General features: G+C 67.5%; 20 protein-coding genes. 18 read left to right on the forward strand and 2 right to left on the reverse strand.

Going from position 1 to position 24,221, the window contains the following annotated elements; translation table 11 throughout:
* Window positions 1–185: 185 nt before the first annotated feature.
* The 11 genes from DFO45_RS11510 (at window position 186) to DFO45_RS11560 (ending at window position 13,481) form a co-directional block, all read left to right on the forward strand.
* Complete coding sequence (locus DFO45_RS11510) at window positions 186–398, forward strand: hypothetical protein (RefSeq protein WP_133864986.1); 213 nt, start codon at window positions 186–188, stop codon at window positions 396–398.
* A 241-nt stretch (window positions 399–639) separates the two neighbouring features.
* Window positions 640–2,313, forward strand: a complete 1,674-nt coding sequence (locus DFO45_RS11515) for a HAMP domain-containing methyl-accepting chemotaxis protein (protein WP_133864987.1) — start codon at window positions 640–642, stop codon at window positions 2,311–2,313.
* A gap of 370 nt (window positions 2,314–2,683) precedes the next feature.
* A complete protein-coding gene (gene kdpF / locus DFO45_RS11520) occupies window positions 2,684–2,770 on the forward strand; it encodes a K(+)-transporting ATPase subunit F (protein ID WP_070097002.1) in 87 nt (28 codons plus the stop codon).
* A gap of 40 nt (window positions 2,771–2,810) precedes the next feature.
* A complete protein-coding gene (gene kdpA / locus DFO45_RS11525; protein ID WP_133864989.1) occupies window positions 2,811–4,520 on the forward strand; it encodes a potassium-transporting ATPase subunit KdpA in 1,710 nt (569 codons plus the stop codon).
* Between the two features lie 20 nt (window positions 4,521–4,540).
* Complete coding sequence (kdpB, locus tag DFO45_RS11530) at window positions 4,541–6,592, forward strand: potassium-transporting ATPase subunit KdpB (protein ID WP_133864990.1); 2,052 nt, start codon at window positions 4,541–4,543, stop codon at window positions 6,590–6,592.
* A 15-nt stretch (window positions 6,593–6,607) separates the two neighbouring features.
* Window positions 6,608–7,174, forward strand: coding sequence for a K(+)-transporting ATPase subunit C (kdpC, locus tag DFO45_RS11535; RefSeq protein ID WP_133864991.1), 567 nt, complete (start codon window positions 6,608–6,610; stop codon window positions 7,172–7,174).
* A gap of 326 nt (window positions 7,175–7,500) precedes the next feature.
* Window positions 7,501–10,173, forward strand: coding sequence for a sensor histidine kinase KdpD (locus DFO45_RS11540; protein ID WP_133864992.1), 2,673 nt, complete (start codon window positions 7,501–7,503; stop codon window positions 10,171–10,173).
* Window positions 10,170–10,856: a response regulator transcription factor gene (locus DFO45_RS11545; RefSeq protein ID WP_012170097.1), complete on the forward strand. Its 687-nt coding sequence runs from the start codon at window positions 10,170–10,172 to the stop codon at window positions 10,854–10,856. The genes DFO45_RS11540 and DFO45_RS11545 overlap by 4 nt, the downstream gene beginning before the upstream one ends.
* Before the next feature lie 43 nt (window positions 10,857–10,899).
* Window positions 10,900–11,097 carry a hypothetical protein gene (locus tag DFO45_RS11550; RefSeq protein ID WP_043879076.1) on the forward strand — a complete coding sequence of 66 codons (198 nt, stop codon included), beginning with the start codon at window positions 10,900–10,902 and terminating at the stop codon, window positions 11,095–11,097.
* Window positions 11,098–11,177: 80 nt separating this feature from the next.
* Entirely contained in the window at window positions 11,178–12,260 is a 1,083-nt protein-coding gene (locus DFO45_RS11555) for an ROK family protein (protein WP_133864993.1), read from the forward strand.
* Window positions 12,261–12,458: 198 nt separating this feature from the next.
* Entirely contained in the window at window positions 12,459–13,481 is a 1,023-nt protein-coding gene (locus tag DFO45_RS11560; RefSeq protein ID WP_133864994.1) for a UDP-glucuronic acid decarboxylase family protein, read from the forward strand.
* Between the two features lie 92 nt (window positions 13,482–13,573).
* On the opposite strand, the gene DFO45_RS11565 is transcribed toward DFO45_RS11560, so the two are convergent.
* Complete coding sequence (locus tag DFO45_RS11565) at window positions 13,574–13,852, reverse strand: hypothetical protein (protein ID WP_043879079.1); 279 nt, start codon at window positions 13,850–13,852, stop codon at window positions 13,574–13,576.
* Between the two features lie 142 nt (window positions 13,853–13,994).
* Between DFO45_RS11565 and DFO45_RS11570 the strand changes: the two genes are divergently transcribed.
* Window positions 13,995–15,791 (forward strand): potassium/proton antiporter, encoded by a 1,797-nt coding sequence (locus tag DFO45_RS11570; RefSeq protein ID WP_012170100.1) that lies wholly within the window; start codon window positions 13,995–13,997, stop codon window positions 15,789–15,791.
* 84 nt (window positions 15,792–15,875) lie between these two features.
* Window positions 15,876–16,175 (forward strand): hypothetical protein, encoded by a 300-nt coding sequence (locus tag DFO45_RS11575; protein WP_166657107.1) that lies wholly within the window; start codon window positions 15,876–15,878, stop codon window positions 16,173–16,175.
* 3 nt (window positions 16,176–16,178) lie between these two features.
* Here DFO45_RS11575 and DFO45_RS11580 read toward each other — a convergent pair whose 3' ends face one another.
* Window positions 16,179–16,580 carry a VOC family protein gene (locus DFO45_RS11580; protein WP_133864995.1) on the reverse strand — a complete coding sequence of 134 codons (402 nt, stop codon included), beginning with the start codon at window positions 16,578–16,580 and terminating at the stop codon, window positions 16,179–16,181.
* 213 nt (window positions 16,581–16,793) lie between these two features.
* Here DFO45_RS11580 and DFO45_RS11585 point away from each other — a divergent pair, with 213 nt between their 5' ends.
* The 5 genes from DFO45_RS11585 to DFO45_RS11605 all read left to right on the forward strand — a co-directional run bounded on the left by DFO45_RS11585 (window position 16,794) and on the right by DFO45_RS11605 (window position 23,972).
* Entirely contained in the window at window positions 16,794–17,999 is a 1,206-nt protein-coding gene (locus tag DFO45_RS11585) for an aminotransferase (protein WP_133864996.1), read from the forward strand.
* A gap of 196 nt (window positions 18,000–18,195) precedes the next feature.
* Window positions 18,196–19,359, forward strand: a complete 1,164-nt coding sequence (locus DFO45_RS11590) for an efflux RND transporter periplasmic adaptor subunit (RefSeq protein ID WP_133864997.1) — start codon at window positions 18,196–18,198, stop codon at window positions 19,357–19,359.
* A gap of 3 nt (window positions 19,360–19,362) precedes the next feature.
* Window positions 19,363–22,485: an efflux RND transporter permease subunit gene (locus tag DFO45_RS11595; protein ID WP_133864998.1), complete on the forward strand. Its 3,123-nt coding sequence runs from the start codon at window positions 19,363–19,365 to the stop codon at window positions 22,483–22,485.
* 228 nt (window positions 22,486–22,713) lie between these two features.
* Complete coding sequence (locus DFO45_RS11600; protein WP_012170106.1) at window positions 22,714–22,902, forward strand: hemin uptake protein HemP; 189 nt, start codon at window positions 22,714–22,716, stop codon at window positions 22,900–22,902.
* Between the two features lie 140 nt (window positions 22,903–23,042).
* A complete protein-coding gene (locus tag DFO45_RS11605; RefSeq protein WP_133864999.1) occupies window positions 23,043–23,972 on the forward strand; it encodes a hypothetical protein in 930 nt (309 codons plus the stop codon).
* Window positions 23,973–24,221 lie beyond the last annotated feature (249 nt).

The raw sequence follows: 24,221 nt of genomic DNA on the forward strand, positions 1-24,221 counted from the left end.
CGTTGAAAATACGCGCCGCGATTGCAGAAAAATGCTATAACACCTGACGGGTCATTCATGGTGGATGTTTCTGGTATTTTAATACATCTGATCTTGTGTCCCCCGACGGCACAAGCTCCTATCTTCGAGGGTGCACGCCCTTGAGTCGGGTTTTGCCCCAATGACCCTCTGCACATGGATGCGAGATGGAACGAGATGATGTGAAGGCGCGCGCCGAGGCGGTGTTCGCGCGGGGGGCGAGCGAGAGCTCTTCCCGCGTCGAACAGGAGGCCGAGGCCGTCCGCGCCAAGATGGCGCGGCTGAAGGCGCTGCGCGAGGCCCGCGAACAGGCCGAGACGGATCGCGCGGAGACCGCCCGCGCCCGCCTCCGGCTTGCCCGGAGCCGCAAGGACAGCTGAACGGTCGCAGCTAAAGTTGTCGCGCGCCGCGTCACAGTGATGTGGCAGGCCGTGCATGTACGCGCCCGGGGCTATCCGGGCGTTTTTTGCTTTAAGCTCAGGGCGTTCACGTATTTATAAGCGCGTCTGTTTGTAAATCGACCTTGGAAATAAGAGACCTGTACGGCTTCATCGTGCAGTGCGGTAAGCCTGAAGCAAGCCTGGTGCCCGATAGCCGAGTCAACGTTTGTTGGAGGCTGTCATGCTGAGCGGGCTGAAGATCAGGACGAAGTTGTTACTGGGCTTCGGGGTGGTGGTTGCCCTGATGCTCCTGAACGCGATCTGGCTCACGGTGTCCAGCCGGCAGATCGAGGCGGCGATGAGGGCGTCCGACGCGGCTGCGGACACCGTCATCACCATGAAAGACGCATTCCTAGAGGTCCGGCAGGGCCGCGTGATGGCCTGGTCCTATATGGCGACCGGCGAGCCAAGCTATCTCAGCGGGCGCGACACCGCCTTCCGGAACTTCGACGACATCTACAAGAAGGCGCTGGCGCTCAAGCCCTCCGCCGAGGCCGTGCGGCTCATGGACGACTTCCGCGCGGCGGTGGTCGGCTTCCGCGACGCGGCGGTGAAGATGAACGACCTGAAGAAGCAGGGCGTCGCCGCCACCGCTCCCGAGATGGTCGCGGTGATGAAGGACGTCGATGCCGGCGCCCGTCTCTATGCGGAGACGAACGGCAAGGCGGCTGGCTTCCTGGCCAAGCAGAACGACCTGACCGCCAAGCAGGCCTATGACCAGCTCAGCAGCTCCAACACCATCACCCTGGTGCTCGTCGTCGTCCTGGTCGCTGCCAGCGCGATCATCGCCTTCCTGCTCTCCCGCGCCATCGCCACCCCGGTGCGCGACATTTCCGGCGTGATCGGCCAGCTCGCTCAGGGTTCGACCGATGTCAACGTGCCGCACCGCGGGCGCGGCGACGAGGTGGGCGACATGGCCCAGTCGGTGGAAGTGCTCCGCGAGGCGCTGCATGAAGCCCACCTGACCCGCGAAGCCCAGGCGGCCCGCGAGGAAGACGAGCGCCGCGTGCTCGCCCGCCGTCAGGCGCTGGCGGAGGACTTCGTCTCCCGCATGCAGCAGCTTGCCTCCGGCTTTGCCAGCTCCTCGCAGGAGGTGGCGGATTCGGCCCGCAATCTCTCCTCCACCGCGGAGGAGACCTCCCGCCAGGCCCAGCATGTGGCCCATGCGGCGGAAGAGGCGGCGACCAATGTGCAGACGGTTGCGGCCTCCTCCGAGGAACTGGCGGCATCGGTCAGCGAAATCACGCAGCAGGTCAGCCATTCGGCCGACGTGGCGGACGTGGCCTTCCGCGAGGCCGAATCCTCCAACGCCCGCATCGTCGATCTGACCAATGCGGCGGCGGCCATCGGCGATGTGCTCAACCTCATCAAGGGTATCGCCGATCAGACCAACCTTCTGGCGCTCAATGCCACCATCGAGGCGGCCCGCGCCGGCGAAGCCGGCAAGGGCTTCGCGGTGGTGGCCTCCGAGGTGAAGGAACTGGCCGGGCAGACCGCCAAGGCCACGACCGAGATCTCCACCAAGATCAACGAGATCCAGCAGGCGACCAACGGCACCGTCTCCTCCATGAGCGAGATCGTGCGGGTGGTCACCGACATCAAGTCCATCTCCTCCTCCATTGCCAGCGCGGTGGAGCAGCAGGGCGCGGCCACCGGCGAGATCGCCGAGAACTGCCAGCGGGCGGCGTCCGGCACCCAGCAGGTGACGGAGAATATCGAGGGCGTGGGCCGCTCGGCGCAGGTCACCGGCGCGGCGTCGCAGCAGCTCCTGTCGCTGTCGCAGAACCTGTCCGGTCAGGCGGCCGACCTGCGCACCGTGGTGGAGCGCTTCGTGCAGGATCTGAACGCGGCCTGATATGGCCATGTGGCGGACGGGGCCTGCCTCGCCCGGCCACATCCGGTCCCTGATCGGCATTGAACGACGATACCCAATGGCCGGGAGCAATCCCGGCCATTGCCGTTTTCAGCGCCTGCCGCCTCATTCCGCCGCAATGTCCTTATGGGCGTGAGCCTTGCTCCGCATGGGCCGGCGGCATCGCTCTTATGGGCTTTTTATACCGCAGCGCCGCATTCCCCATCTCGCGCTTACCACCACCGGACGTAGCTTGGCCCCCGCAAGAGAGGTGCCCTATGGCAGACGTCCTGTACCTTCTGATCATCCTCGTCTTCTTCGGCCTCATGGCGGTCTATGCCCGTTGGGCAGCGCAGGCCTGAAGGAGCGTGTGATGATCGATCTCATCCTCGGCGCCGCCGTCACGGTCGGCCTCGCCGCTTATCTCCTCACGGCGCTCGTGCGCCCCGAGAAATTCTGACGCGCGCCCGGCCGCGCTCCCAATCGAAAGACCCATCGCCATGACCGCCAACGGCTGGCTCCAGATCATCGTTCTGTTTGCGGTGGTGATCGCGACTGCGATCCCCCTCGGCCGCTTCATGGCCCGCGTCTATGCGGGCGAGCGGACCTTCCTGTCGCCCGTGCTCGGCCCAGTTGAGCGCGGGCTCTATCGCGTGGCCGGCGTCGATCCGAAGTCGGACCAGAGCTGGATCGGCTACACGCTCGGGATGCTCGCCTTCAATGGCGCGGGCGCCGTGCTGCTCTATGCCATTCTGCGCTTCCAGGACTTCCTGCCCTGGAATCCCCAGGGCTTCGCTGGTCTCTCGCCGGATCTCGCCTTCAACACGGCCGTCAGCTTCGTGACCAACACGAACTGGCAGGCCTATGCGGGCGAGACCACCATGAGCAACTTCAGCCAGATGGTCGGCCTCACCGTGCAGAACTTCCTGTCGGCGGCCACGGGCCTTGCGCTGGCCATCGCGCTGGTGCGGGGCTTTGCCCGCTCAGGTGCGAAGGGGGTTGGCAATTTCTTCGTCGATACCACGCGTTCGACCCTCTACATCCTGCTGCCGCTGTCGCTGGTGACGGCCATCGTCCTCGTCGCCATGGGCGTGCCCCAGACGCTGGACGGCTCGGTGGTCGCCACCACGCTCGATGGTGCCCAGCAGAACATCTCCATCGGCCCGGTGGCCTCGCAGATCGCCATCAAGCAACTCGGCACCAATGGCGGCGGCTTCTTCAACGCCAACGCGGCCCATCCGTTCGAGAATCCCTCCGCCCTCGCCAACATGCTGCAGGTCTGGCAGATGCTGGTGATCTCGGTGGGCATCGTCTTCGCCTTCGGCCAGCTCATCGGCGACAAGCGGCAGGGCCATGCCATCCTCGCGGCCATGCTGATCCTGCTCGTCACCGGCGTTGCGGTGGCCTATTGGGCGGAGGCGGCGGGCACGCCCATCCTGCACGGCGCGGGTCTTGATCCGGCCGGCGGCAACATGGAGGGCAAGGAGGTCCGCTTCGGCCTCGCGCTCTCGGCGCTGTGGGCTGCGGTCACTACCGGCCTGTCGTGCGGCGCGGTCAACGCCATGCACGGCTCCTTCACCCCCATCGGCGGGCTTGTTCCCCTCGTGCTCATCAAGCTCGGCGAGATCCTGCCGGGCGGCGTCGGCTCGGGCCTCTACGGCATGCTGGTCATGGCCATCATCGCCGTCTTCGTCGCCGGCCTCATGGTGGGCCGCACGCCGGAATATCTGGGCAAGAAGATCGAGGCCAAGGAAGTGAAGATGGCCGTTCTGGCAAGCCTCGTGCTGCCCGTCTTCGTGCTCGGCTTCTCGGCGGTCGCCGCGGTACTGCCCGGCCCGCTGGCGGCGGTCGGGAACGGCGGCCCGCATGGCCTGTCCGAGATCCTCTATGCCTATGCCTCCGGCACCGGCAACAACGGCTCGGCCTTTGCCTCGCTCAGCGCCAACACCCCCTGGTGGAACAGCACGCTTGGCCTTTCCATGCTCGCCGGCCGCTTCGCCTACATCGTCCCGATGATGGCCATCGCCGGCTCGCTCGCAGCCAAGACGCGGCTCGCCGCCTCCAGCGGCACCTTCCCCACCCATGGCCCGCTGTTCGTGGGCCTGCTCATCGGCACCATCGTCATCCTCGGCGGTCTCCAGTTCTTCCCGGCCTTCGCCCTCGGCCCCATCGCCGAGCAGGTGCAGATGCTGGCGGGCAAGACCTTCTGATCCCGGCGCAGGAGAATTCCATGTCCACCAAAGCCGTCGCCTCCGTCGCGACTCCCGACATCCTGGCCCGGGCCGCGCTCGACGCGGTCCGCAAGCTGGATCCGCGCCTGCTGGCCAAGAACCCGGTGATCTTCGTCACCGAGGCCGTGGCCGCCCTCGTCACCGTGCTGTTCATCCGTGATCTCGCGACGGGCCAGCCGGTGCTGTTCACCGGCCAGATCATGGCCTGGCTCTGGTTCACCGTCCTCTTCGCCAACTTTGCCGAGGCGGTGGCCGAGGGGCGGGGCCGGGCGCAGGCCGAAAGCCTGAAGCGCGCCCGCACCGACACGCTGGCCCGCCGGCTCGACGACATCCGCAACCGTGAGCGCTTCACCAAGATCTCGGCCCTCGACCTCAAGGTGGGCGACTTGGTGGTGGTGACCGCCGGAGAGCTTATCCCCGGCGATGGCGAGATCGTGGAAGGCATCGCCTCCGTGAACGAGGCGGCGATCACCGGCGAAAGCGCTCCCGTGATCCGCGAGAGCGGCGGCGATCGCTCGGCGGTGACCGGCGGCACGACGGTGGTGTCCGACGAGATCGTGGTGCGCATCACCGCTGCGCCGGGCAGCTCCTTCATCGACCGCATGATCGCGCTGGTGGAAGGCGCCGAGCGGCAGAAGACGCCCAACGAGATCGCCCTCACCATCCTGCTGGTGGGCATGACGCTGATCTTCCTCATCACCGTCGTCACCCTCTACGGCCTCGGCCTCTATGGCGGCACGGAGCTTTCGGTGCCCGTGCTGGTGGCGCTGCTCGTCACCCTCATCCCCACCACCATCGGCGGCCTGCTCTCGGCCATCGGCATCGCCGGCATGGACCGTCTCGTGCGCCACAACGTGCTGGCCATGTCCGGCCGCGCGGTGGAGGCGGCGGGCGACGTGGACACGCTGCTGCTCGACAAGACCGGCACCATCACCTTCGGCAACCGCATGGCCACCGAGATCATCCCGGTGCCGGGCGTGAGCGAGAAGGAGGCCTACGAGGCCGCGCTCCTCGCCTCGCTGGCGGACGATACGGCGGAAGGCCGCTCCATCGTGGCGCTGGCGCGGGACCGCTTCGGCATGAACATCACCGAAGCGCCGGCGGACGCCAATTTCGTCGCCTTCTCGGCCGCCACCCGCATCTCGGGCGTGGACCTCGGCGGGCGCCGACTGCGCAAGGGCGCGGTGGACAGCGTGCGCCGCTTCGCCTCCGAACTGTCGGGCGGGCGCCTGCTGGAGCCGGCGGACTTCAATGCGGCGGTGGAGCGCATCGCCCGCTCCGGCGGCACGCCGCTCGGCCTTGCGGATGGCGGGCGCCTCATCGGCGTCATCCACCTCAAGGACGTGGTGAAGCCGGACATCAAGGAGCGCTTTGCGGAACTGCGCCGCATGGGCATCCGCACGGTGATGGTGACCGGCGACAATCCGATCACCGCCGCCGCCATCGCTTCCGAGGCGGGCGTCGACGACTTCATCGCCGAGGCGACCCCGCAGGACAAGCTGAACTACATCCGCACCGAGCAGCGCAACGGCCGGCTGGTCGCCATGTGCGGCGACGGCACCAACGATGCGCCGGCGCTCGCCCAGGCGGATGTGGGCGTCGCCATGCAGACCGGCACGCAGGCGGCCCGCGAGGCCGGCAACATGGTGGATCTCGACAGCGATCCCACCAAGCTCATCGAGATCGTGGGCATCGGCAAGCAACTGCTCATGACGCGCGGCTCGCTGACCACCTTCTCGATCGCCAATGATGTCGCGAAGTATTTTGCCATCATCCCGGCGCTGTTCATCGCCGCGATTCCGGAGCTCGGCGTGCTCAATGTCATGGGGCTCTCCACGCCCCAGAGCGCCATCCTCTCGGCGGTGATCTTCAACGCCCTCATCATCATCGCGCTGATCCCGCTGGCCCTGAAGGGCGTGAAGTACACGCCCGCCAGCGCCGCCAGCGTGCTCACCCGCAACCTCCTCATCTACGGGCTCGGCGGCATTCTCGTCCCGTTCATCGGCATCAAGCTGGTGGACCTGGCGGTCACCGCTTTGCACCTCGCCTGAACGGAAGGACCAGCCATGCTGTCCCAGATCCGCCCGGCCATCACCCTTCTGGTGGCCTTCACCCTGCTGACCGGCGTCGCCTATCCGCTCGCCATCACCGGCATCGGCCAGACGCTCTTTCCCTCCGCCGCCAACGGCAGCCTCGTGACGCGCGGCGGCACGGTGGTGGGCTCGCTGCTCATCGGCCAGAAGACGACGGGGGATGGCTATTTCCATCCCCGTCCCTCGGCGGCCGGAGATGCCGGCTATGATGCCGCCAATTCCTCCGGCTCCAACCTCGCCCCCACCTCGCAGAAGCTGAAGGACCGCATCACGGCCGATGTGGCGGCCCTGCGCGAGGCCGGCGCCACCGGCCTGATCGCGGCCGATGCGGTGACCACCTCCGGCAGCGGCCTTGACCCGCACATCTCGCCCGCCTTCGCCTATGAGCAGGTGGAGCGCGTTGCCAAGGCGCGGAACCTTCCGGAAACGCAGGTGCAGACGCTGGTGGCGGGGCTGGTGGAGGGCCGCGACCTCGGCCTCTTCGGCGAGCCGCGCGTGAACGTGCTGAAGCTCAACCTTGCCCTCGACACGTTGAAATAAGTCCGGTTCCCCCGCCGGACGATCTCCCTCCCGCTTGGGAGGGATGGGGAGGGGGATAGGCGGCCTCCGCCTTCGGGACTGCGATCCTTGCCGCGTGCGCTTGCGCCCCCGAACGCGTCGGGGATCGCAGGATGGAGAGCGTTCTATCCTCCTCCCTCCCCCTCATGGGGAGGGCTTTGCGTTGAGCGGAACGAGGCCGCAGGCGCGACCTGCTCCCGTCCCCGCCTGCGGGAGAGGGCTTTGGCGGGCGCCCGGCAGCCCGCTTTGCCGTATAAGATCCAAATCCCTCGCTGCGGCGAGGGAATCGCGTCGAGCGTGAGGAGCCCATGGGGCAGGAGGACAAGCCGCGCGCATCACCCGATGCCCTGCTCGCCATGGCCGAGCGGGAGGGCAAGGGCAAGCTGCGCGTGTTTCTTGGGGCCGCGCCCGGCGTCGGCAAGACCTACGCCATGCTCCAGGCCGCCCGCGCCGCCAAGGCCGATGGCCTCGACGTGGTGGTGGGCATCGTGGAGACCCATGGCCGGCGCGAGACCGAGGCCATGCTCGAGGGCCTTCCCGTCCTGCCGCGCCGGCCGATCCATTATCGCGGCCGCCTCGTCCCTGAATTCGACCTCGAAGGCGCGCTGGCCCGCCGGCCGAAGCTGCTGCTTGTGGACGAATATGCCCATTCCAACGTGCCCGGCAGCCGCCACCCCAAGCGCTGGCAGGATGTGGAAGACCTGCTGGACGCCGGCATCGACGTCTGGACCACGCTGAACATCCAGCATCTGGAAAGTCTCAACGAGGTGGTCCAGCGCATCACCGGCGTGCGCGTGCGCGAAACCGTCCCGGACACCGCTATCCAGGAGGCGGACGAGGTGGTGATGGTGGACCTGCCGCCGGACGAACTGCTGAAGCGGCTCGCCGAAGGCAGGGTCTATGTGCAGGACACCGCCGCCCGCGCCATCGAGCGCTTCTTCAAGCCCACCAATCTCACCGCTCTGCGCGAACTTGCGCTGCGGCGGGTGGCGGCGCGGGTGGACAGTGACCTCATCGAGCACATGCAGGGCGGAGCCATCGAGGGGCCGTGGGCGGCAGGCGAGCGCATCCTCGTCTGCGTCGGCCCCGATGCTAGCGCCCAGAAGGTGGTACGCGAGGCCAAGCGCCTCGCCGATCTCGCGGATGCCCCCTGGCTGGCGGTGACGGTGGAGCGGCCGGGCCATCCGCTCGATGCCACGGCCCGCGCCAGGGCCGATGCGGCCCTCCGGCTGGCGGAAAGCCTGGGTGCCGAGACGCGGGCGCTGGTGGGCAGCGATCTTGTTGAAGAATTGCTCAAGGTCGCGCGTTTCGAGAATGTCACGCAGATCGTGGTCGCCCGCGCGCGGCCTTCGCGCCTGTCGCGCCCGTTCGTGCGCACGCTGGCGGACGCGCTGGTGCGCGAGGCGGACGGCATCGCGGTGCATGTGCTGACCTTCGAGGAAGGGGAGCGCACCGCGCCCCGCCGCCGCCTGCCGCCTGTGGGCGGGCTGGACGGCTATGTGGCGGCGGCCATGGCCGTCTCCATCGCGACCCTTCTGGGCGAGGAACTGACGAAGCACGTCGCCTTGCCCAACGTCTCGATGATCTTCCTGCTGGCGGTGCTCATCCCGGCGCTGTTCTTCGGCGTGTGGCCGGCTGTGTTCGCCTCGCTCCTGTCGGCGCTCGCCTACAATTTCTTCTTCATCGATCCCGTCTATACCTTCACCATCGCGCGGCCACACGAGGTGCTGGCGCTCGTAATCTTCCTCGTCATCGCCGTCATCATCTCCGCCGTCGCCGGGCGCGCGCGCGAGCAGGCGAAGGCCAGCGCCCAACGCGTGAAGGCAGGCCGGCGGCTCTATGACTTCACGCGCAAGCTCTCCTCCCTCGCGGACGCGCCGGAGGTGGCGGCTGGCGCGGCCTCGGAGATTCACGCCATCCTCTCGCGGGCGGCCGTCATCCTGTCCTCCACGCGGGGTGAACTCCACATTGCCGCGGCCTGGCCGCCGGAAGACCGGCTCGACACCGCCTCGTTGAGCGCCGCCCGCTGGGCCTATGAGCATGGCGAGCCGGCGGGGGCGCGCACCGCCACGCTGCCGAGCGTGCCGTGGCTGTTCATCCCGCTGAAGGCGCGGCAGGGCATCATCGGCGTCATCGGCATCGAGGCGCTCTCGGGCGAGCCGCTCGATGCGGAAGGGCGCGTGCTGCTCGATGCGCTGGCGGACCAGACCGCCTCGGCGCTGGAACGCGCCGCGCTGGCCGGCGAGATGGCGGACGTGCGCAGCGCTGCGGAGGCGGAGCGGGTGCGCAACATCCTGCTCGCCTCCATCAGCCACGATTTCCGCACGCCCTTGTCCTCCATCCTCGGCGCGTCATCGAGCCTTATCGAATACGGCGCCCGCATCGATCCCGAGCAGCGGCGCGACCTGCTCTCGCAGATCCGCGAGGAGGCGGACCATCTCGACAGCATGGTCCGCAACCTCCTCTCCATGACGCGGCTTGAGGCGGGCGCTCTCGATCTGCGCCGCGACTGGGTGGATGTGGGCGAGGTGGTGAACCAGTCGGTCGCTGCGGCCCGCCGGCGCGGGGCCATCCAGCACCTGACGGTGCGTCTCGGCGAGAACCTGCCGCTGGTGCGGGCGGATCAGATCCTGCTCAATCAGGTGCTGGCCAACATCGTAGGCAATGCCGTGCGCTATGCCGGCGCTTCCGCGAGCATCGAGGTTTCGGCCGAACGCGTGGGGGATGAGGTGGAGATCGCCGTCACGGACAGCGGCCCCGGCATTCCCACCGGCCTCCTTGGCCATGTCTTCGAGAAATTCGTGCGTGCCGCCTCCGACCGGGCCGATGGCGGGGAAGGGGCTGGGCTCGGACTTGCCATCGCCAAGGGCATCGTGGAGGCCCATGGCGGAACCATCATGGCGGAAAGCCCGCCGCCGGGGCGCGCCTCCGGCCTCCGGCTCGCCTTCCGCCTGCCCGTCGAACCGGACACCGGCCCATGACCGATATTCGCATTCTGGTGGTGGATGACGAACCCGCCATCCATCGCTTTCTCAGCCCCGCCCTCACCGCTGCCGGCTATGGCGTGGCCCGGGCGGACGATGCGGCGGGCGCGCTGCGCGCCATCGCCACACATCCGCCGGATGCGGTGCTGCTCGATCTTGGCCTGCCGGACATGGACGGCAAGGAGGTGATCGGCCGCGTGCGCCAGTTCTCGCAGGTGCCCATCATCGTCCTCTCGGCCCGCGACCGGGAGGCGGAGAAGATCGAGGCTTTGGACCTCGGGGCGGACGATTTCGTCAACAAGCCCTTCGGCGTCGGCGAACTCATGGCCCGCATCCGCGCCGCCTTGCGCCAGCGCGGCGGCGACACCCACGCGGCGGATGTGGTGCTGAAGGTGGGGCCACTGGAGATCGACCGTCCGCGCCATCGCGTCACTCGCGACGGGCAGGAAATCAAGCTGACCCCCAAGGAGTTCGAGCTTCTGGTCTATCTCGCCCGCCATCCCGGCCGGGTGCTGACCCACCGGCAGATTCTCGGGGCCGTGTGGGGGCCGGCCCATCTCGACGACACGCAATATCTGCGCGTCTATGTGGGCCAGTTGCGCCAGCGCCTGGAGGTGGAGCCGGCAACGCCGACCCTCATCCTCACGGAGCCGGGCATCGGCTATCGCATGGCGGAGTAGGGGACTGCCTTATTCTCCGCGGCATTTCGTGTAGCATCGCCCGATGCTCTGCGCTGAATGTCCCCGCTGCCGCCGCCGTTCCATCATCGGCAAGCCGCCTGCTGCCATCACCGATTCTCCCGCGCCCGAGCCGCCGGAGGGCGCGCGCCTGCGCTGCGACGTCTGCGGTTCCAAGAATGTGCGGGTGGTGCGCTTCGCCTCGCCCATCGAGGCGCTGCGCTTCGCCAACAACCGGATCTGAGGCGCCGAGCGGCAGCTTGGCAACCGGAAGGGCATCTGCCGCGTTGAAGGGGGGATCAACCCCGAGCGACGAGAGCGCCCATGCCGGCCCCTGCCAAAGAGACTGCTGAGACCCCCGCTGCCATCGGTGTGCACGGGGCCGCCGACCTGCCGGGCATTACTGTCACCAGCTATAATCTGGAAGTGAAGGACAAGGACGGCTTTCTGGGCGACCGTGCCTCGGGCACCGCCTTCCGGTCCTTCGTCCGCGACTGGCGGCGCACCCTGCGCGAAATGGGCAAGGATCCGTTCGACGAGGACCTCGACGCCCACATCAGCAAGAAGAAGCTCGACAAGTTCCTCGCCGAGGGCGACGCTGACGCTGCGGTCGTGGTGCAGGGCGCCATCGAGGATTTCGCCCGCAACCTCGCCCATGTGGCGGGGCGTTTCCTCTCCCAGAAAAGCTGGCGGGAGGTCTCGCACATCGTCGTCGGTGGCGGGCTGATCGAGGCGCGGGTGGGGGAACTCGCCGTCGCGCGCACGGCCGCCCTGCTGCGGGCTGACGATATCAAGGTGACGCTGGAGACGCTGCGCCATCATCCCGACGAGGGTGGCCTCATCGGCTGCCTGCATCTGGCCCCGTCCTGGATTTTCTCCGGCTATGACGGTATCGTCGCCGTGGACATCGGCGGGTCGAACATCCGCGCCGGCATCGTCCGGCACAATGTGAAGAAGGACCCGCTGCTGAAGAAGGCGGACGTCTGCCGCTTGGATCTCTGGCGCCATGCGGACGAAACCCGGCTGGGGCGAGAGGCTGCCGTGGACCGGCTGGTGGAGATGATCCAGGGGCTGGTGAAGAAGGCGGAGTCGGAGAAGCTGTCCGTGGCGCCCTTCATCGGCATTGCCTGCCCCGGCATCATCGAGGCGGACGGCAGCATCCGCCGCGGCGCCCAGAACCTGCCGGGCAAATGGGACAGCGAGCATTTCCTGCTGCCCGAACGCATCCGCTCGGCCATTCCGACCATCGACGGGCACGATACGCTTGTGGTGATGCACAACGATGCCGTCGTGCAGGGGCTGAGCCAGCGGCCCTGGATGACGGAGGTGCCCAACTGGGCCGTCCTCACCATCGGCACCGGTCTCGGCAATGCCAGCTACGCCAACCGGCCCGAGACGAAGGACTGACCGCACAACCGGACCCCGGTGCCGTGGGGCTTCGTCGCATGGGGCCTGACAGCCGGCTGTGATTCTTGCTAGAGCACGTTCCGATCCGCCTGCGCCGCACGCGGATCGGTCAAACCTTCTCTGCGTAGGCTCTGAAGCCACGCCGGGGTGTCATGTCTGCCGGCGGGGCCGGCGGGACCGAGCGCGAAGAAAGAGACCATGGTCAACATCAATCCGAACGGCCTGCTGCCGAAGCGCATCGCGGTGACGGGGGGCGCGGGCTTTGTCGGATCGCATCTGTGCGAGGCCCTGCTGGGGCGCGGGCACGAGGTGCTGTGCATCGACAATTTCTACACCGGCGCCCGGGTGAACGTGCAGCATCTGCTCGGCAATCCGCGCTTCGAGCTCATGCGCCACGACATCACCTTCCCGCTCTATATCGAGGTGGACGAGATCTACAATCTCGCCTGTCCCGCCTCGCCGGTGCATTACCAGTTCGATCCGGTGCAGACGGTGAAGACCAGCGTCATCGGTGCCATCAATGCGCTGGGCCTTGCCAAGCGCCTGCGGGTGCCGGTGCTTCAGGCCTCCACCTCCGAGGTCTATGGCGATCCGGAAGTGCATCCCCAGCCGGAGGGCTACTGGGGTAACGTGAACCCGATCGGCCCGCGCTCCTGCTATGACGAGGGCAAGCGCTGCGCGGAGACGCTGTTCTTCGACTATTACCGGCAGCACCAGATCGCCATCAAAGTGGTACGTATTTTCAATACGTATGGGCCGCGGATGCACCCGAACGACGGGCGTGTGGTCTCGAACTTCATCGTCCAGGCGTTGCGCGGGGAGGATATTACCGTCTTCGGCGACGGCTCCCAGACTCGCTCCTTCTGCTACGTCGACGATCTGGTGCGCGGCCTCATCGCCATGATGGAGAGCCCGAAGGACGTGATCGGTCCCATCAACATCGGCAATCCGGCGGAATTCACCATCCGTCAGCTCGCCGAGCAGGTGATCGCGCTCACCAGCTCGCGTTCGCGTATCATCGAGAAGCCCCTGCCGCAGGACGATCCCAAGCAGCGCCAGCCCGACATTTCGCGGGCGCGGGACACGCTCGGCTGGGGGCCGACGGTGCAGCTGGAGCAGGGGCTGAAGGCGACCATCGCCTATTTCGACCGCCTGCTGTCGCATCGACCCGCCGACGCCACGGGGCCGCTGCTTGATCCCGCGCCGGCCGGGCAGGCCTGACGGAGGCGTCCGCAACCCATTGAAGGTCAAAATAAAAACGGCTGGCACCCCCCGGGAGCCAGCCGTTTTTTACGCCGTTTACTGAGTGGTCTTCAGGCCGCAACTGCGTTCGAGAAGGCCACCGGGGCCGACAGGATGGGTGCGGGTATAGCCATCCCGTGGCTCACCAAGGGAAAATCCGCGAGCAGGTCGCCATCTTCATCGAGTGCGTAGATGGCAAGGCCGGCCGCATAATGCTGGTCGTTGTCCGCGATCTCGAGCGCGAGGTCGAGATCGAAGCAGATGGTGTCCGGCTCGGCCATGAGGGTGCCGGATGACGTCCTCAGGTAAGCTTTGACAAGATAGGCATACGCCTCTTGGCCGAGTTGCATGGTAGCGTTCCCCGACTGGCTCTTCCCGTTCCCCCGAACGGTCTAGATGAACCAGTTGTCAGGAATCATAGCTGGCAAGGTCCGATCCGGCTACTGGGAAACAGTGTCAAAACGGATCAGTGCAGACGTTGGAAGGGAAAGGATGGGTACTGTTTTCCTCTCCGATCTGGTGCTGCTGGTAGGGTCGGCTCTGGTACTGCTCGGTACCGTTTCAAGCCTCCTGGCAGCCCGCTTCGGCGCGCCCATCCTTCTCGTCTTCCTGTTGCTCGGAATTCTGGCCGGCGAGGCCGGGCCGGGACAGATACACTTCTCTGACTACTGGGCCACCTACATGGTGGGCTCGGCGGCCCTGGCCGTGATCCTGTTCGACGGTGGCCTCCGGATGCGCGCGTCCACCATGCGGGGCGCCGTGGTGCCGGCGGTCATCCTCTCCACGGTCGGCGTGATGCTGACCGCCGGGCTCGTGGCGCTCGCCGCCTTGCCTCTGCTCGGTCTGCCGCCGCTGGAAAGCCTGCTGGTGGGCGCCATCGTCGCCTCCACGGATGCCGCAGCCGTACTGTTTCTCGTGCGGGCGCAAGGCCTGCGCCTCGGTCGCCGGGTGGGGGCGGTGATCGAGATCGAATCGGCCACCAATGATCCGGCGGCGGTCTTCCTCACCGTCACGCTGGTGGAGCTTCTGGCATCCGGCGCCGGCAATCCCGGCTGGGCCCTGACCGTCGGTCTCGTCCAGCAGATGGTGCTCGGCGCGGCGCTGGGCGTTGCAGGCGGCTTCGGTCTCGCCTTCGTGCTGAACCGGCTGGACCTGCCGGGCGGCCTGCATCCCGCGCTCGTGGTGGCGGCTGCGGTGCTGATCTATGCGGCGACCGCCATGCTGCACGGGTCCGGCTTCCTCGCCGTCTATCTGGCGGGTCTCGTGCTGGGCAACCGACCCGTGCGGGCCATCGCCTCCATCACCAGTTTCCATGACACGGTGACCTGGCTCTGCCAGATCGTGATGTTCGTGATGCTGGGGCTGCTGCTCTCACCCTCACGGATGGTGCAATATCTGCCCCCGGCGCTGCTGATTGCGGCCTTCCTCGTGCTGGTGGGCCGGCCGGTGGCGGTCTTCCTCTGTCTGTGGCCCTTCCGCTTCAACTGGCGGGAGAAGGCCTTCATCTCCTGGGCTGGTCTGCGCGGGGCGGTGTCCATCTTCCTCGCCACCATTCCCATGCTGGCGCAGCTTCCCAATGCGGAGGCCTATTTCAACGTGGCCTTCGTGGTGGTCCTGGTCTCGCTGATCCTGCACGGCTGGAGCCTTGTCTTCGCCGCCCGCCGGCTCGACGTGGCGCTGGCGGAGCCGGCGCGCGAGGCCAAGCGGTTCGAGATCGACCTGCCGGGCCAGAGCGAGCACGAACTGGTCGCCTATCCGGTGACTGGCGATACGCTGGCCATCTCCTCCGGCCTGCTGCCGCTCTGGGCCCGGCTCGTCTTCGTGGTCCGGCGCGGCCAGGTGCTCTCGCCGCAGGAGGCGGGTGTGCTGAAGAGCGGCGACTATGCCTATATTCTCGCCCCGCCGCGCAGGGTGCACAGGCTCGACCCCTTGTTCATGCCGGAGGAGCGGGTGCCGAGCGAGACCGTGGCTGGCTTTCCCTTCTCCGGCGAGGTGATGGTGGGGGACGTGGCCGATCTCTACGGCCTCTCCGTTCCGCAGGACGAGCGCGCCGTGAGCATCGCCGACACTTTTGCCGACCGCTCCGACGAGCGTCCCTTGCCGGGCATGCGTTTTCCGCTGGGCAATGCGGCCATGGAGGCGCTGGAGGTGGAGGAAGGCCGCGTCACCCAGGCCGCCCTGCGCTTCGAGACGCTCGGCGAGGAGGGCGACAGCCTGCTGACGCGCGTGCGCCGCCAGATCCGCCGCCGCGCCGCGACGGCCGAAGAAGGCGCAAGCCCGGGACCGTGAGCGGGGCTGCCGCCATGTTGACGTTTTCAGTGGGCCCTATGGCGCGTGTGCGCCGGTGCCACGCCGGCTTGAAAGGGAAGTGAGATGGTGCGCCTGTTCATGCGCCCGGGTCAGACCGCGTCCTCCGAGCGCCGCGACGCCACGCGCGCCCTCGCGGACATGACGCGCCGCCTGCTGGATCTGGAGGAGGAGGCCACCGTCTCCGTCAGCGAGATCGCGTGCGGCGACCCGGCCTGCGGCGGCGCCGAGACGGTGGTGCTGGTGATGCGCCCGGGCCAGCCGACTCAGGCCGCCAAGGTGCTCATGCCCGTCGCCCGCGTGACCGAGGAAGACCTCCTCGCCGCCCTCAAGCCGCTCTCCGAGCTCGCCCGCACCGGCACCTAGGGCTCAGGGCGTCACATCACCCCGGTGCACCACATGCACCTTGTTGCCGTCCGGATCGCGCAGATAGGCGCCGTAATAGCCGGCGCCATAATGGGGCCGGGGACCGGGCGGGCCTTCGTCCGTGCCACCCGCCGCCATGCCTGCCACATAGGCCGCATCGACGGCCCCCGGGTCCGGGGCAAGGAAGGCGACCATGTTGCCGTTGCCGGCCTGTGCCGGCGCGCCGTTGAACGGACGATGGGCGAAGAATTCGGGCAGGCGGCTCGCCCCGATCCAGCACAGAGCCTCCGGTCCACCATCGGGCTCGGTTTTGCGCTGGCTGAAGCCGAGGGGCGCCAGCAGCGCATCATAGAAGCGTCCCGCACGGGCGAGGTCCGTGACCCCGACGGTGATATGGCTGAACATGGCCGGGCCTCCCGCCGCTCTGCTGCCAGATTGTCCGAGCCGAGGGGCGATCGCAAGGCGGCCCGGCGGACAATCCGGCGCTTCCCGTCGCGGCCGAGTTGATCTAGAGCACGGACAACGGCCGGCGTTTGCCGGCTCACTCCATTGCGACGCTCAGGCCGGACAGCGGATGCCGCTCGGCAGGGGGCGCCGGAAGAACTGCCGAAGAGCGCCATGTCCGTCTCCCTCGCCCCGCGTCCGCTCGTGCCCGCCGTCAGCCGCCTCAATGCCATCTATTCCGCCTTGCCCACCACCATCTTCGAGGTGATGTCGGGTCTGGCCCGCAGCCATCAGGCCGTGAACCTCGGACAGGGCTTTCCCGATGATCCGGGCCCGCTGGATGTGCGCCAGAAGGCGGCGGACGCCGTGGTCGATGGCTGGAACCAGTATCCGCCCATGATGGGCCTGGCCGATCTCCGGCAGGCGGCGGCGGTGCACTACAGGCATTGGCAGGGCCTCGACCTCGATCCCGAGAGCGAGGTGATGGTCACCTCGGGCGCCACCGAGGCGCTGGCGGGTGCGCTGTTCTCGCTGATCGAGCCGGGCGACGAGGTGGTGCTGTTCCAGCCGCTCTATGACGCCTATCTGCCTCTCGTGCAGCGGGCGGGCGGCATTCCCCGGCTGGTGCGGCTGGAGCCGCCCTCCTGGCGCATCACCGCCGAGAAGCTGGAGGCGGCCTTCTCGCCCCGCACCAAGGTGGTGCTGTTCAACAATCCGCAGAACCCCACCGGCGTCGTGCATTCCCGTGAGGAAATGCAGCTCATCGCCGATTTCTGCACCCGCTTCGACGTCATCGCGGTGTGCGACGAGGTGTGGGAGCACGTGATCTTCGACGGCCGCCGGCATCTGCCCATGATGGCGATCCCCGGCATGCGCGAGCGTACGGTCAAGATTTCGTCCGCCGGCAAGATCTTCGGCATGACCGGCTGGAAGGTGGGCCTCGTCTTCGCCCAGCCCGAGCTGATGCGGGTGCTCGGCAAGGCGCACCAGTTCCTCACCTTCACCACCCCGCCGAACCTTCAGGCGGCGGTTGCCTATGGCCTCGGCAAGGAAGACGCCTATTTCGAGGACATGCGCGCCGACCTCCAGCGCTCCCGCGACCGGCTGGCCAAGGGCCTGTCCGACCTCGGCTTCCCGGTGCTGCCGAGCGCTGGCACCTATTTCCTTTCCGTGGACCTCGCGGCCATCGACCCGACGCTGGACGACGAGGCCTTCTGCCTCGATCTTGTGAAGACCCACGGCGTGGCGGCCATTCCCGTCTCCGCCTTCTATGCGCAGGACGCGGTGCGCTCGGTGGTGCGCTTCTGCTTCGCCAAGCGCGATGCCACGCTCGACGCCGCGCTGGAGCGCCTCGCCGGGGCGCTGCGCAACGGAAGGTAGGTAGTTTGTTCCGCTTTTGCTCCAGGTTGCTTGCCGCCTCGCGATAACGTTAGGTGAGGCTGGCATTTTTCGTTCCAGAATGAAGTGCACGCGATACAAACCAGTCGCGGTACTATTTGGCAGAGTGTAGCCTCTCTAAATTCTGGAGCGTACGAGTGGCGGTCCAAGAGGGACCGTCCTCCCTGTGAGGTGGTGCATGGGCGGGGCGAAGCGGACGGGACGCTGGCGTTTCTATTTTCTGTTTCTCTGCCTCGTTGCGGCAGGCGGGGCCGGCTGGGCGTGGTCGCAGGGGCTCATCGGCAAGGGCGGTGGTACGGCCAAGGCGCAGAGCCAGCCGGAGCGGCGGGTCGCTGTTGTCGTCGCCACCGCGCAGGACAGGCCCATGCCGGTGCGCATCGAGGCCCTCGGTACGGTGGAGCCTCAGGTTACGGTGACCATCCGCTCCCGCGTCGCCAGCCAGGTCACCAGTGTCGCCTTCGAGGACGGCGCCGTCGTCAACAAGGGCGATCTCCTCTTCCAGCTCGATCCGCGCGAGGTGGATGCGCAGATCCTTCAGGCCCGCGCCACCCTCGCCAAGGACAAGACCCAGCTTGAGAAGGCCCTGCGCGACATGGAGCGCTATTCGGGCCTTGCCGCGCGCAACACGGTCTCGCAGGTGACGCTGGACGACGCCCGCACCACGGCCGACGCCCAGAAGGCGACCGTCGATCAGGACGAGGCGAACCTGAAGGCGCTGGAGGTGCAACGCAGCCATTACGATATCCGCTCGCCCGTCTCCGGCCGCCTCGGCGTCTCCGCCGTGCGGCCCGGCGCGGTGATCCGGGTGGACGACACGCTCGCCACCGTGCGCCAGATCAAGCCCATCTATGTCGCCTTCGGCGTGCCGGAGCACTATCTGCGCGACATCCGCGCGGCCCAGAACGACGCAAAGGTCGAGATCGCGCTTCAGGGCAGCAAGGATGTGGTGGGCGATGGCCGCATCTCGGTGATCGACAATACGGTCGATCCGCAGACCGGCACGCTGATGGTGCGGGCCGTGTTCGAGAATGCGGACGAGCGCCTGTGGCCCGGCACCCTCGGTGCCGTGTCGGTCACGCTGCGCATGGAGAGCGGCGTCGTCTCCGTTCCGGCGGAGGCGGTGCAGAGCGGCCAGAGCGGCACCTTCGTCTTCGTGGTGGAAAATGACACTGCCCACGTGCGCCCGGTGACCATGGCCCGCACGGTGGATGGCTATGCGGTCATCACCGCCGGCCTCAAGGGCGGCGAGGTCGTGGTGACGGACGGCCAGCTCTCGCTGCGTGAGGGCAGCCGCGTCAGCGTGAAAGGCGCCGCCGCCTCGACGCCCGCGCCGGGAGCCTGAGCCATGTTCTCGGAGCTGTGCATCCGACGCCCGGTGATGACGACGCTGATGATGCTGTCCCTCATCATCGGCGGCCTTTTCGCCTATCGCCTGCTGCCCGTGGCGGCCCTGCCGCGCGTGGACTTCCCGACCATCAGCATCACCGCGACGTTGCCGGGCGCCAGCCCCGACACCATGGCCACCGCCGTGGCGACACCCATCGAGCGCCAGCTCTCCACCATCTCGGGCATCACCTCGCTCACCTCCACGAGCACGCAGGGTTCGACCTCGATCACCATCCAGTTCGACCTGTCGCGCAACATAGACGATGCGGCCCTTGACGTGCAGTCGGCCCTCTCCGTCGCCCAGCGCCAACTGCCGGACGAGATGACGACCCCGCCGAGCTTCCGAAAGGTCAACCCGGCCGATGCGCCGGTGATCCTGCTGGCGGTCTCCTCGGCCACGCTGCCGCTTTCGGCGGTGAACGAATATGCGGACACGGTGATCGGCCAGCAGATCTCGCAACTGCCCGGCGTGGCGCAGGTGCAGATCTACGGCACGCAGAAATATGCCGTGCGCATCCGCGTCGATCCCGCCGCAGCTGCCGCGCGCGGCATTTCCGCCTCCGACATCCAGAACGCCATCGAGGCGCGCGCCTCCAACACGCCCATCGGCCTGCTCTCCGGGCCGAAGCAGGCGCTGACCATCGACATGGGCGCCGCCAAGGCGGATGCGGGCGAATACCGCAAGCTGGTCATCGCTTTCCGCAATGGCGCGCCGGTCCGCCTCGACGAGATCGCCACCATTTCCGACGGCGTGGAGAACGAGCGCGTCGCCTCCTGGTTCAATGACCAGCGCGCCATCGTGCTCGCCGTGGTGCGCCAGCCCGACGCCAATACGGTGGCGGTGGTGGACGAGGTGCGCAGCCATCTCGGCCAGTATCGCTCGCAGGTGCCGGCCTCGGTGGAGATCGACGTCCTCAACGACCGCTCCGTCTCCATCCGCGAGGCGGTGCACGATGTGCAGAAGACACTGTTCGAGGCCATCGTCCTCGTGGTGCTGGTGATCTTCCTCTTCCTGCGCAACGTGCGGGCCACCATCATCCCCTCGCTGGCCCTGCCCATCTCCATCATCGCCACCTTCGGCGTCATGTGGGCGCTGAACTTCTCCATCAACAACATGACGCTGCTGGCGCTCACCCTGTGCGTCGGCTTCGTGGTGGACGATGCCATCGTGGTGCTGGAGAACATCTACCGGCACATCGAGGAGGGTGAGAAGCCCTTCGCCGCCGCCATCCGAGGCTCGCGGGAGATCGGCTTCACCATCATCTCCATGACGCTGTCGCTGGTGGCGGTGTTCATCCCCGTGCTGTTCATGGGCGGCGTTGTGGGGCGCGTGTTCCGCGAGTTCGCGGTCACCATCTCGATCGCCATCCTGATTTCCGGCTTCGTCTCGCTGACGCTGACGCCCATGCTCTGCGCCCGCGTGCTGAAGGCGCCGGACCACCACAAGACGCCGAACCTCTTCTATCGCCTCACCGAGCGCATGTTCGACGCCTGGCTTGCCGGCTATCGCCACAGCCTCGACTTCGTGCTGCGGCACCGCTTCTTCATGCTGCTGGTGACGTTCGCCACCATCGGTATCTCGGCGGCGCTTTATGTGGTCATTCCCAAGGGCTTCTTCCCCGTGGAGGACAACGGCTTCATCACCGCCACGGTGGAGGCCGCCACCGACACCTCGTTCGAGGCTATGGTGGAGCGGCAGAAGAAGGTCGCCGCCGTGGTGCGGGAAGACCCCAACGTCGCCTATCTGGTCTCCACCGCCGGCGCGACCGGCGTGAGCCGCACCACCAATACGGGGCGCATGTTCATCGCGCTGAAGCCCAAGGGCGAGCGCAAGCTCTCCGCCTTCCAGGTGATCCAGGACCTGCGCCGCCGCACCGCGCAGGTGCCGGGGGTGAACGTGTTCTATCAGCCGGTGCAGAACATCAACATCGGCGGCATCAACTCCAAGAGCCAGTATCAGTACACGCTGCAAAGCTCCGACACGGCCGCGCTCTATGCCGCCGCCCCGGCGCTGGAGCGGCGCCTCGCCGAACTGCCCGGCCTGCGCGACGTGACCTCGGACCTCCAGATCACCAACCCGCAGCTCACCATCGACGTGAACAAGGACCGGGCGGCGGCGCTGGGCATCACGGAAGAGCAGATCCGCAACGCCCTCTACACCCAGTTCGGCACCCGGCAGGTGGCGACGCTCTATACCAGCACCAACCAGTACGCGATCATCGCCGAGGCGCAGTCCCGCTACCAGCGCGAGGCCTCCGACCTCAGCCGGGTCTATCTGCGCACCACCAGCGGAACCGTCGTGCCGCTGGAGACCGTGGCCACCATCCGCCGCACCGTGGGGCCGCTCCAGATCGCCCATCAGCAGCAGCAGCCGGCGGTGACCATCTCCTTCAACCTCGCGCCCGGCACCTCGCTGGGGCAGGCGGTGGAGCAGATCGGGCAGGCGGAGCGGGACGCCGGCCTGCCGGCCTCCGTCTCCACCGGCTTCCAGGGCACGGCGCAGGTGTTCCAGGATGCGCTGGGCAACCAGGCCCTGCTCATCCTCGCCGCCGTGGTGGTGATCTATATCGTGCTGGGCGTGCTCTATGAGAGCTTCGTCCACCCGCTCACCATCCTCTCGGGCCTGCCGTCGGCCGGCATCGGTGCGCTGGTGACGCTGATGATCTTCGACATCGAACTGTCGGTGATCGCCATCATCGGCATCGTGATGCTGGTGGGCATCGTGAAGAAGAACGCGATCATGATGATCGACGTGGCGCTGGAGCGGCGGCGGCAGGGTGTCGGCGCCCTCGACGCCATCCGCGAGGCGGCCCTGCTGCGCTTCCGCCCCATCATGATGACGACGCTGGCCGCCATCTTCGGCGTGCTGCCCATCGCGCTTGGTGCCGGCGCCGGCTCGGAACTGCGCCAGCCGCTGGGCGTCGCCGTGGTGGGCGGCCTGCTGCTGTCGCAACTCCTCACCCTCTACATCACGCCGGTCATCTATCTCTATCTCGACCGGTTCGACGGCTGGGTGACGCGCAAGATCTCCGGCGACGAGACGCCCGCCGTGCCGCACGAGCAGCCTATGCCCGCGGAATAGGCGCGGTTCCAGTTTCCAATCGCGGATGTGCTTGAGGCCCGTCCCGACGGTATGTCGGGGCGGGCTTCCTGCTTCTATAGAACAGTTCTACCTGCTGGCGCATTGATTTGGCCATTGGCGTGTATTAACTGGAATTCACGCAGCTGAGCGAAATATTGAATCGCTCTAAAGTAGCGCAAGACTTGCTCTTGCGTCCAATTCGAATGGCATTAGTTTGGAGTCATTCAAATGACCAAGCATGACCATGGCCGCACGGCTTGGCAGCCTGAAGACCGCATCCGAGCCATTCCCGTGATGGATGAAAAGATGGACAGCCGTGACCTCTTCGCGGCGTCCCGGGTGCTGACGATCACGCACGGTTCGCAGACCTATCAGCTGCGCCTGACCTCGCAGAACAAGCTGATCCTGACGAAGTGAGTGCCGGCATGGCGGAAAACTCCGCCCCTATGCCTCCAAAGCGGTAGCACAAGTCCGGCGCGCGACCTTCCATATTACCGCCCCGAGTCGTTACCTTACCCTCGTAACCGAGTCGCAGGTCTCGCGGCCGGGGAGGGTAAATGCGTTCCAGAGATCTTGGCCGCGTCGATGCGCCGGAGACCGGCGTGCGGGAGAGCGGGGAGACGGTGTCCGATTACGTGGACGCCGGGCTCGTGCTGCCGCGACGCCTTGCGACTGGGCGGACGGCAGGTCCCGCGCCGGGCACCCGGTCCGCGTCCGACGGGTCGACGGCGCCCGATCTGGCGGACTGGCGCCCGCCGGCCGCCGGTATGGTGGACCCCCGCATGGTCGCCGCGGCCGGGACCCTGCTCGCGGGCCTCGATCAGGATGGCCTCGCCGGCGCCGTGCTCCAGTGTGAGCGGCCCGCCGACGGCCATCTGCTCATGGACATCGCCGCCCATGCGCCGCAGCGCCTGCGTGCCGTGCTGCCGCTGCCCGTGCGGCGCGTCGTCGCCGATGTTCCCCGGCTGATGGCCCACGGGCTGGTGGGGTTCTCCTTCGCCGGGGCTCCGTCGCTCGATGTCGCCTGGTGGGGCGCCATGCTGCGGCCGCTGGCGGCCCACGGCCTGCACCTCCATCTCGACGTGCCGCCCGAAAGTTGGGACGCGCTGCTGCCGGTGGTGCTGGGGCAGGGGGTGCCGGTGCGGCTCGCTCTTCCCCGCACCGCCGATCATCTGTGCCGGGCGTGGGGCGCCTTCCGCGTGCTGGAGCGTCATGCCGCGGACGAGCACCTCTGGATCGGCTTCGTGCCGGTGCTGCTCCGGGCGCAGGGGCTCGGCCGGCTGGTGGACCGGTTGCTGGAAGTGGCGGGGCCGGAGCGTCTCGTCTGGGCCAGCGGGCGGGATTCGGAACGGCGGGGCCACGGCCTTGCCGAGCAGGTGGCGGCCCTCGACGATCTCCTCCCCGATCCGCAGATCCGCGCGGCGATCGCCGGCAGCAATGCCCGGTGCCTCGCCTTCGGGCGGCCTCGCCCCAAGCGCGAGCACTAGAGCGCGATCCGAGCGGATTGAATCAATCCGCTCGGTGTATCGCCCTCTCACCTCAAGAAAGAGAACGCGTGATCCGATCAGATGGCGATGCAATCTGATCGGCGCGTGCTCTAGGGGCGGCAAGGTCCGCGCGGTCTGCTGCTCCCGGCGCCGGCGTTCGGCACGGCCTGCTCGCGCCCTTCCTCCCATACCGGTGGGGCAGGCTCCTGCATCACCTGCGGCCATCCGGCCTTGCGGGGGCCATCTTTG

Source organism: Azorhizobium sp. AG788 (genome assembly GCF_004364705.1).
In the GTDB taxonomy this organism is placed as follows: Bacteria; Pseudomonadota; Alphaproteobacteria; order Rhizobiales; family Xanthobacteraceae; genus Azorhizobium; species Azorhizobium caulinodans.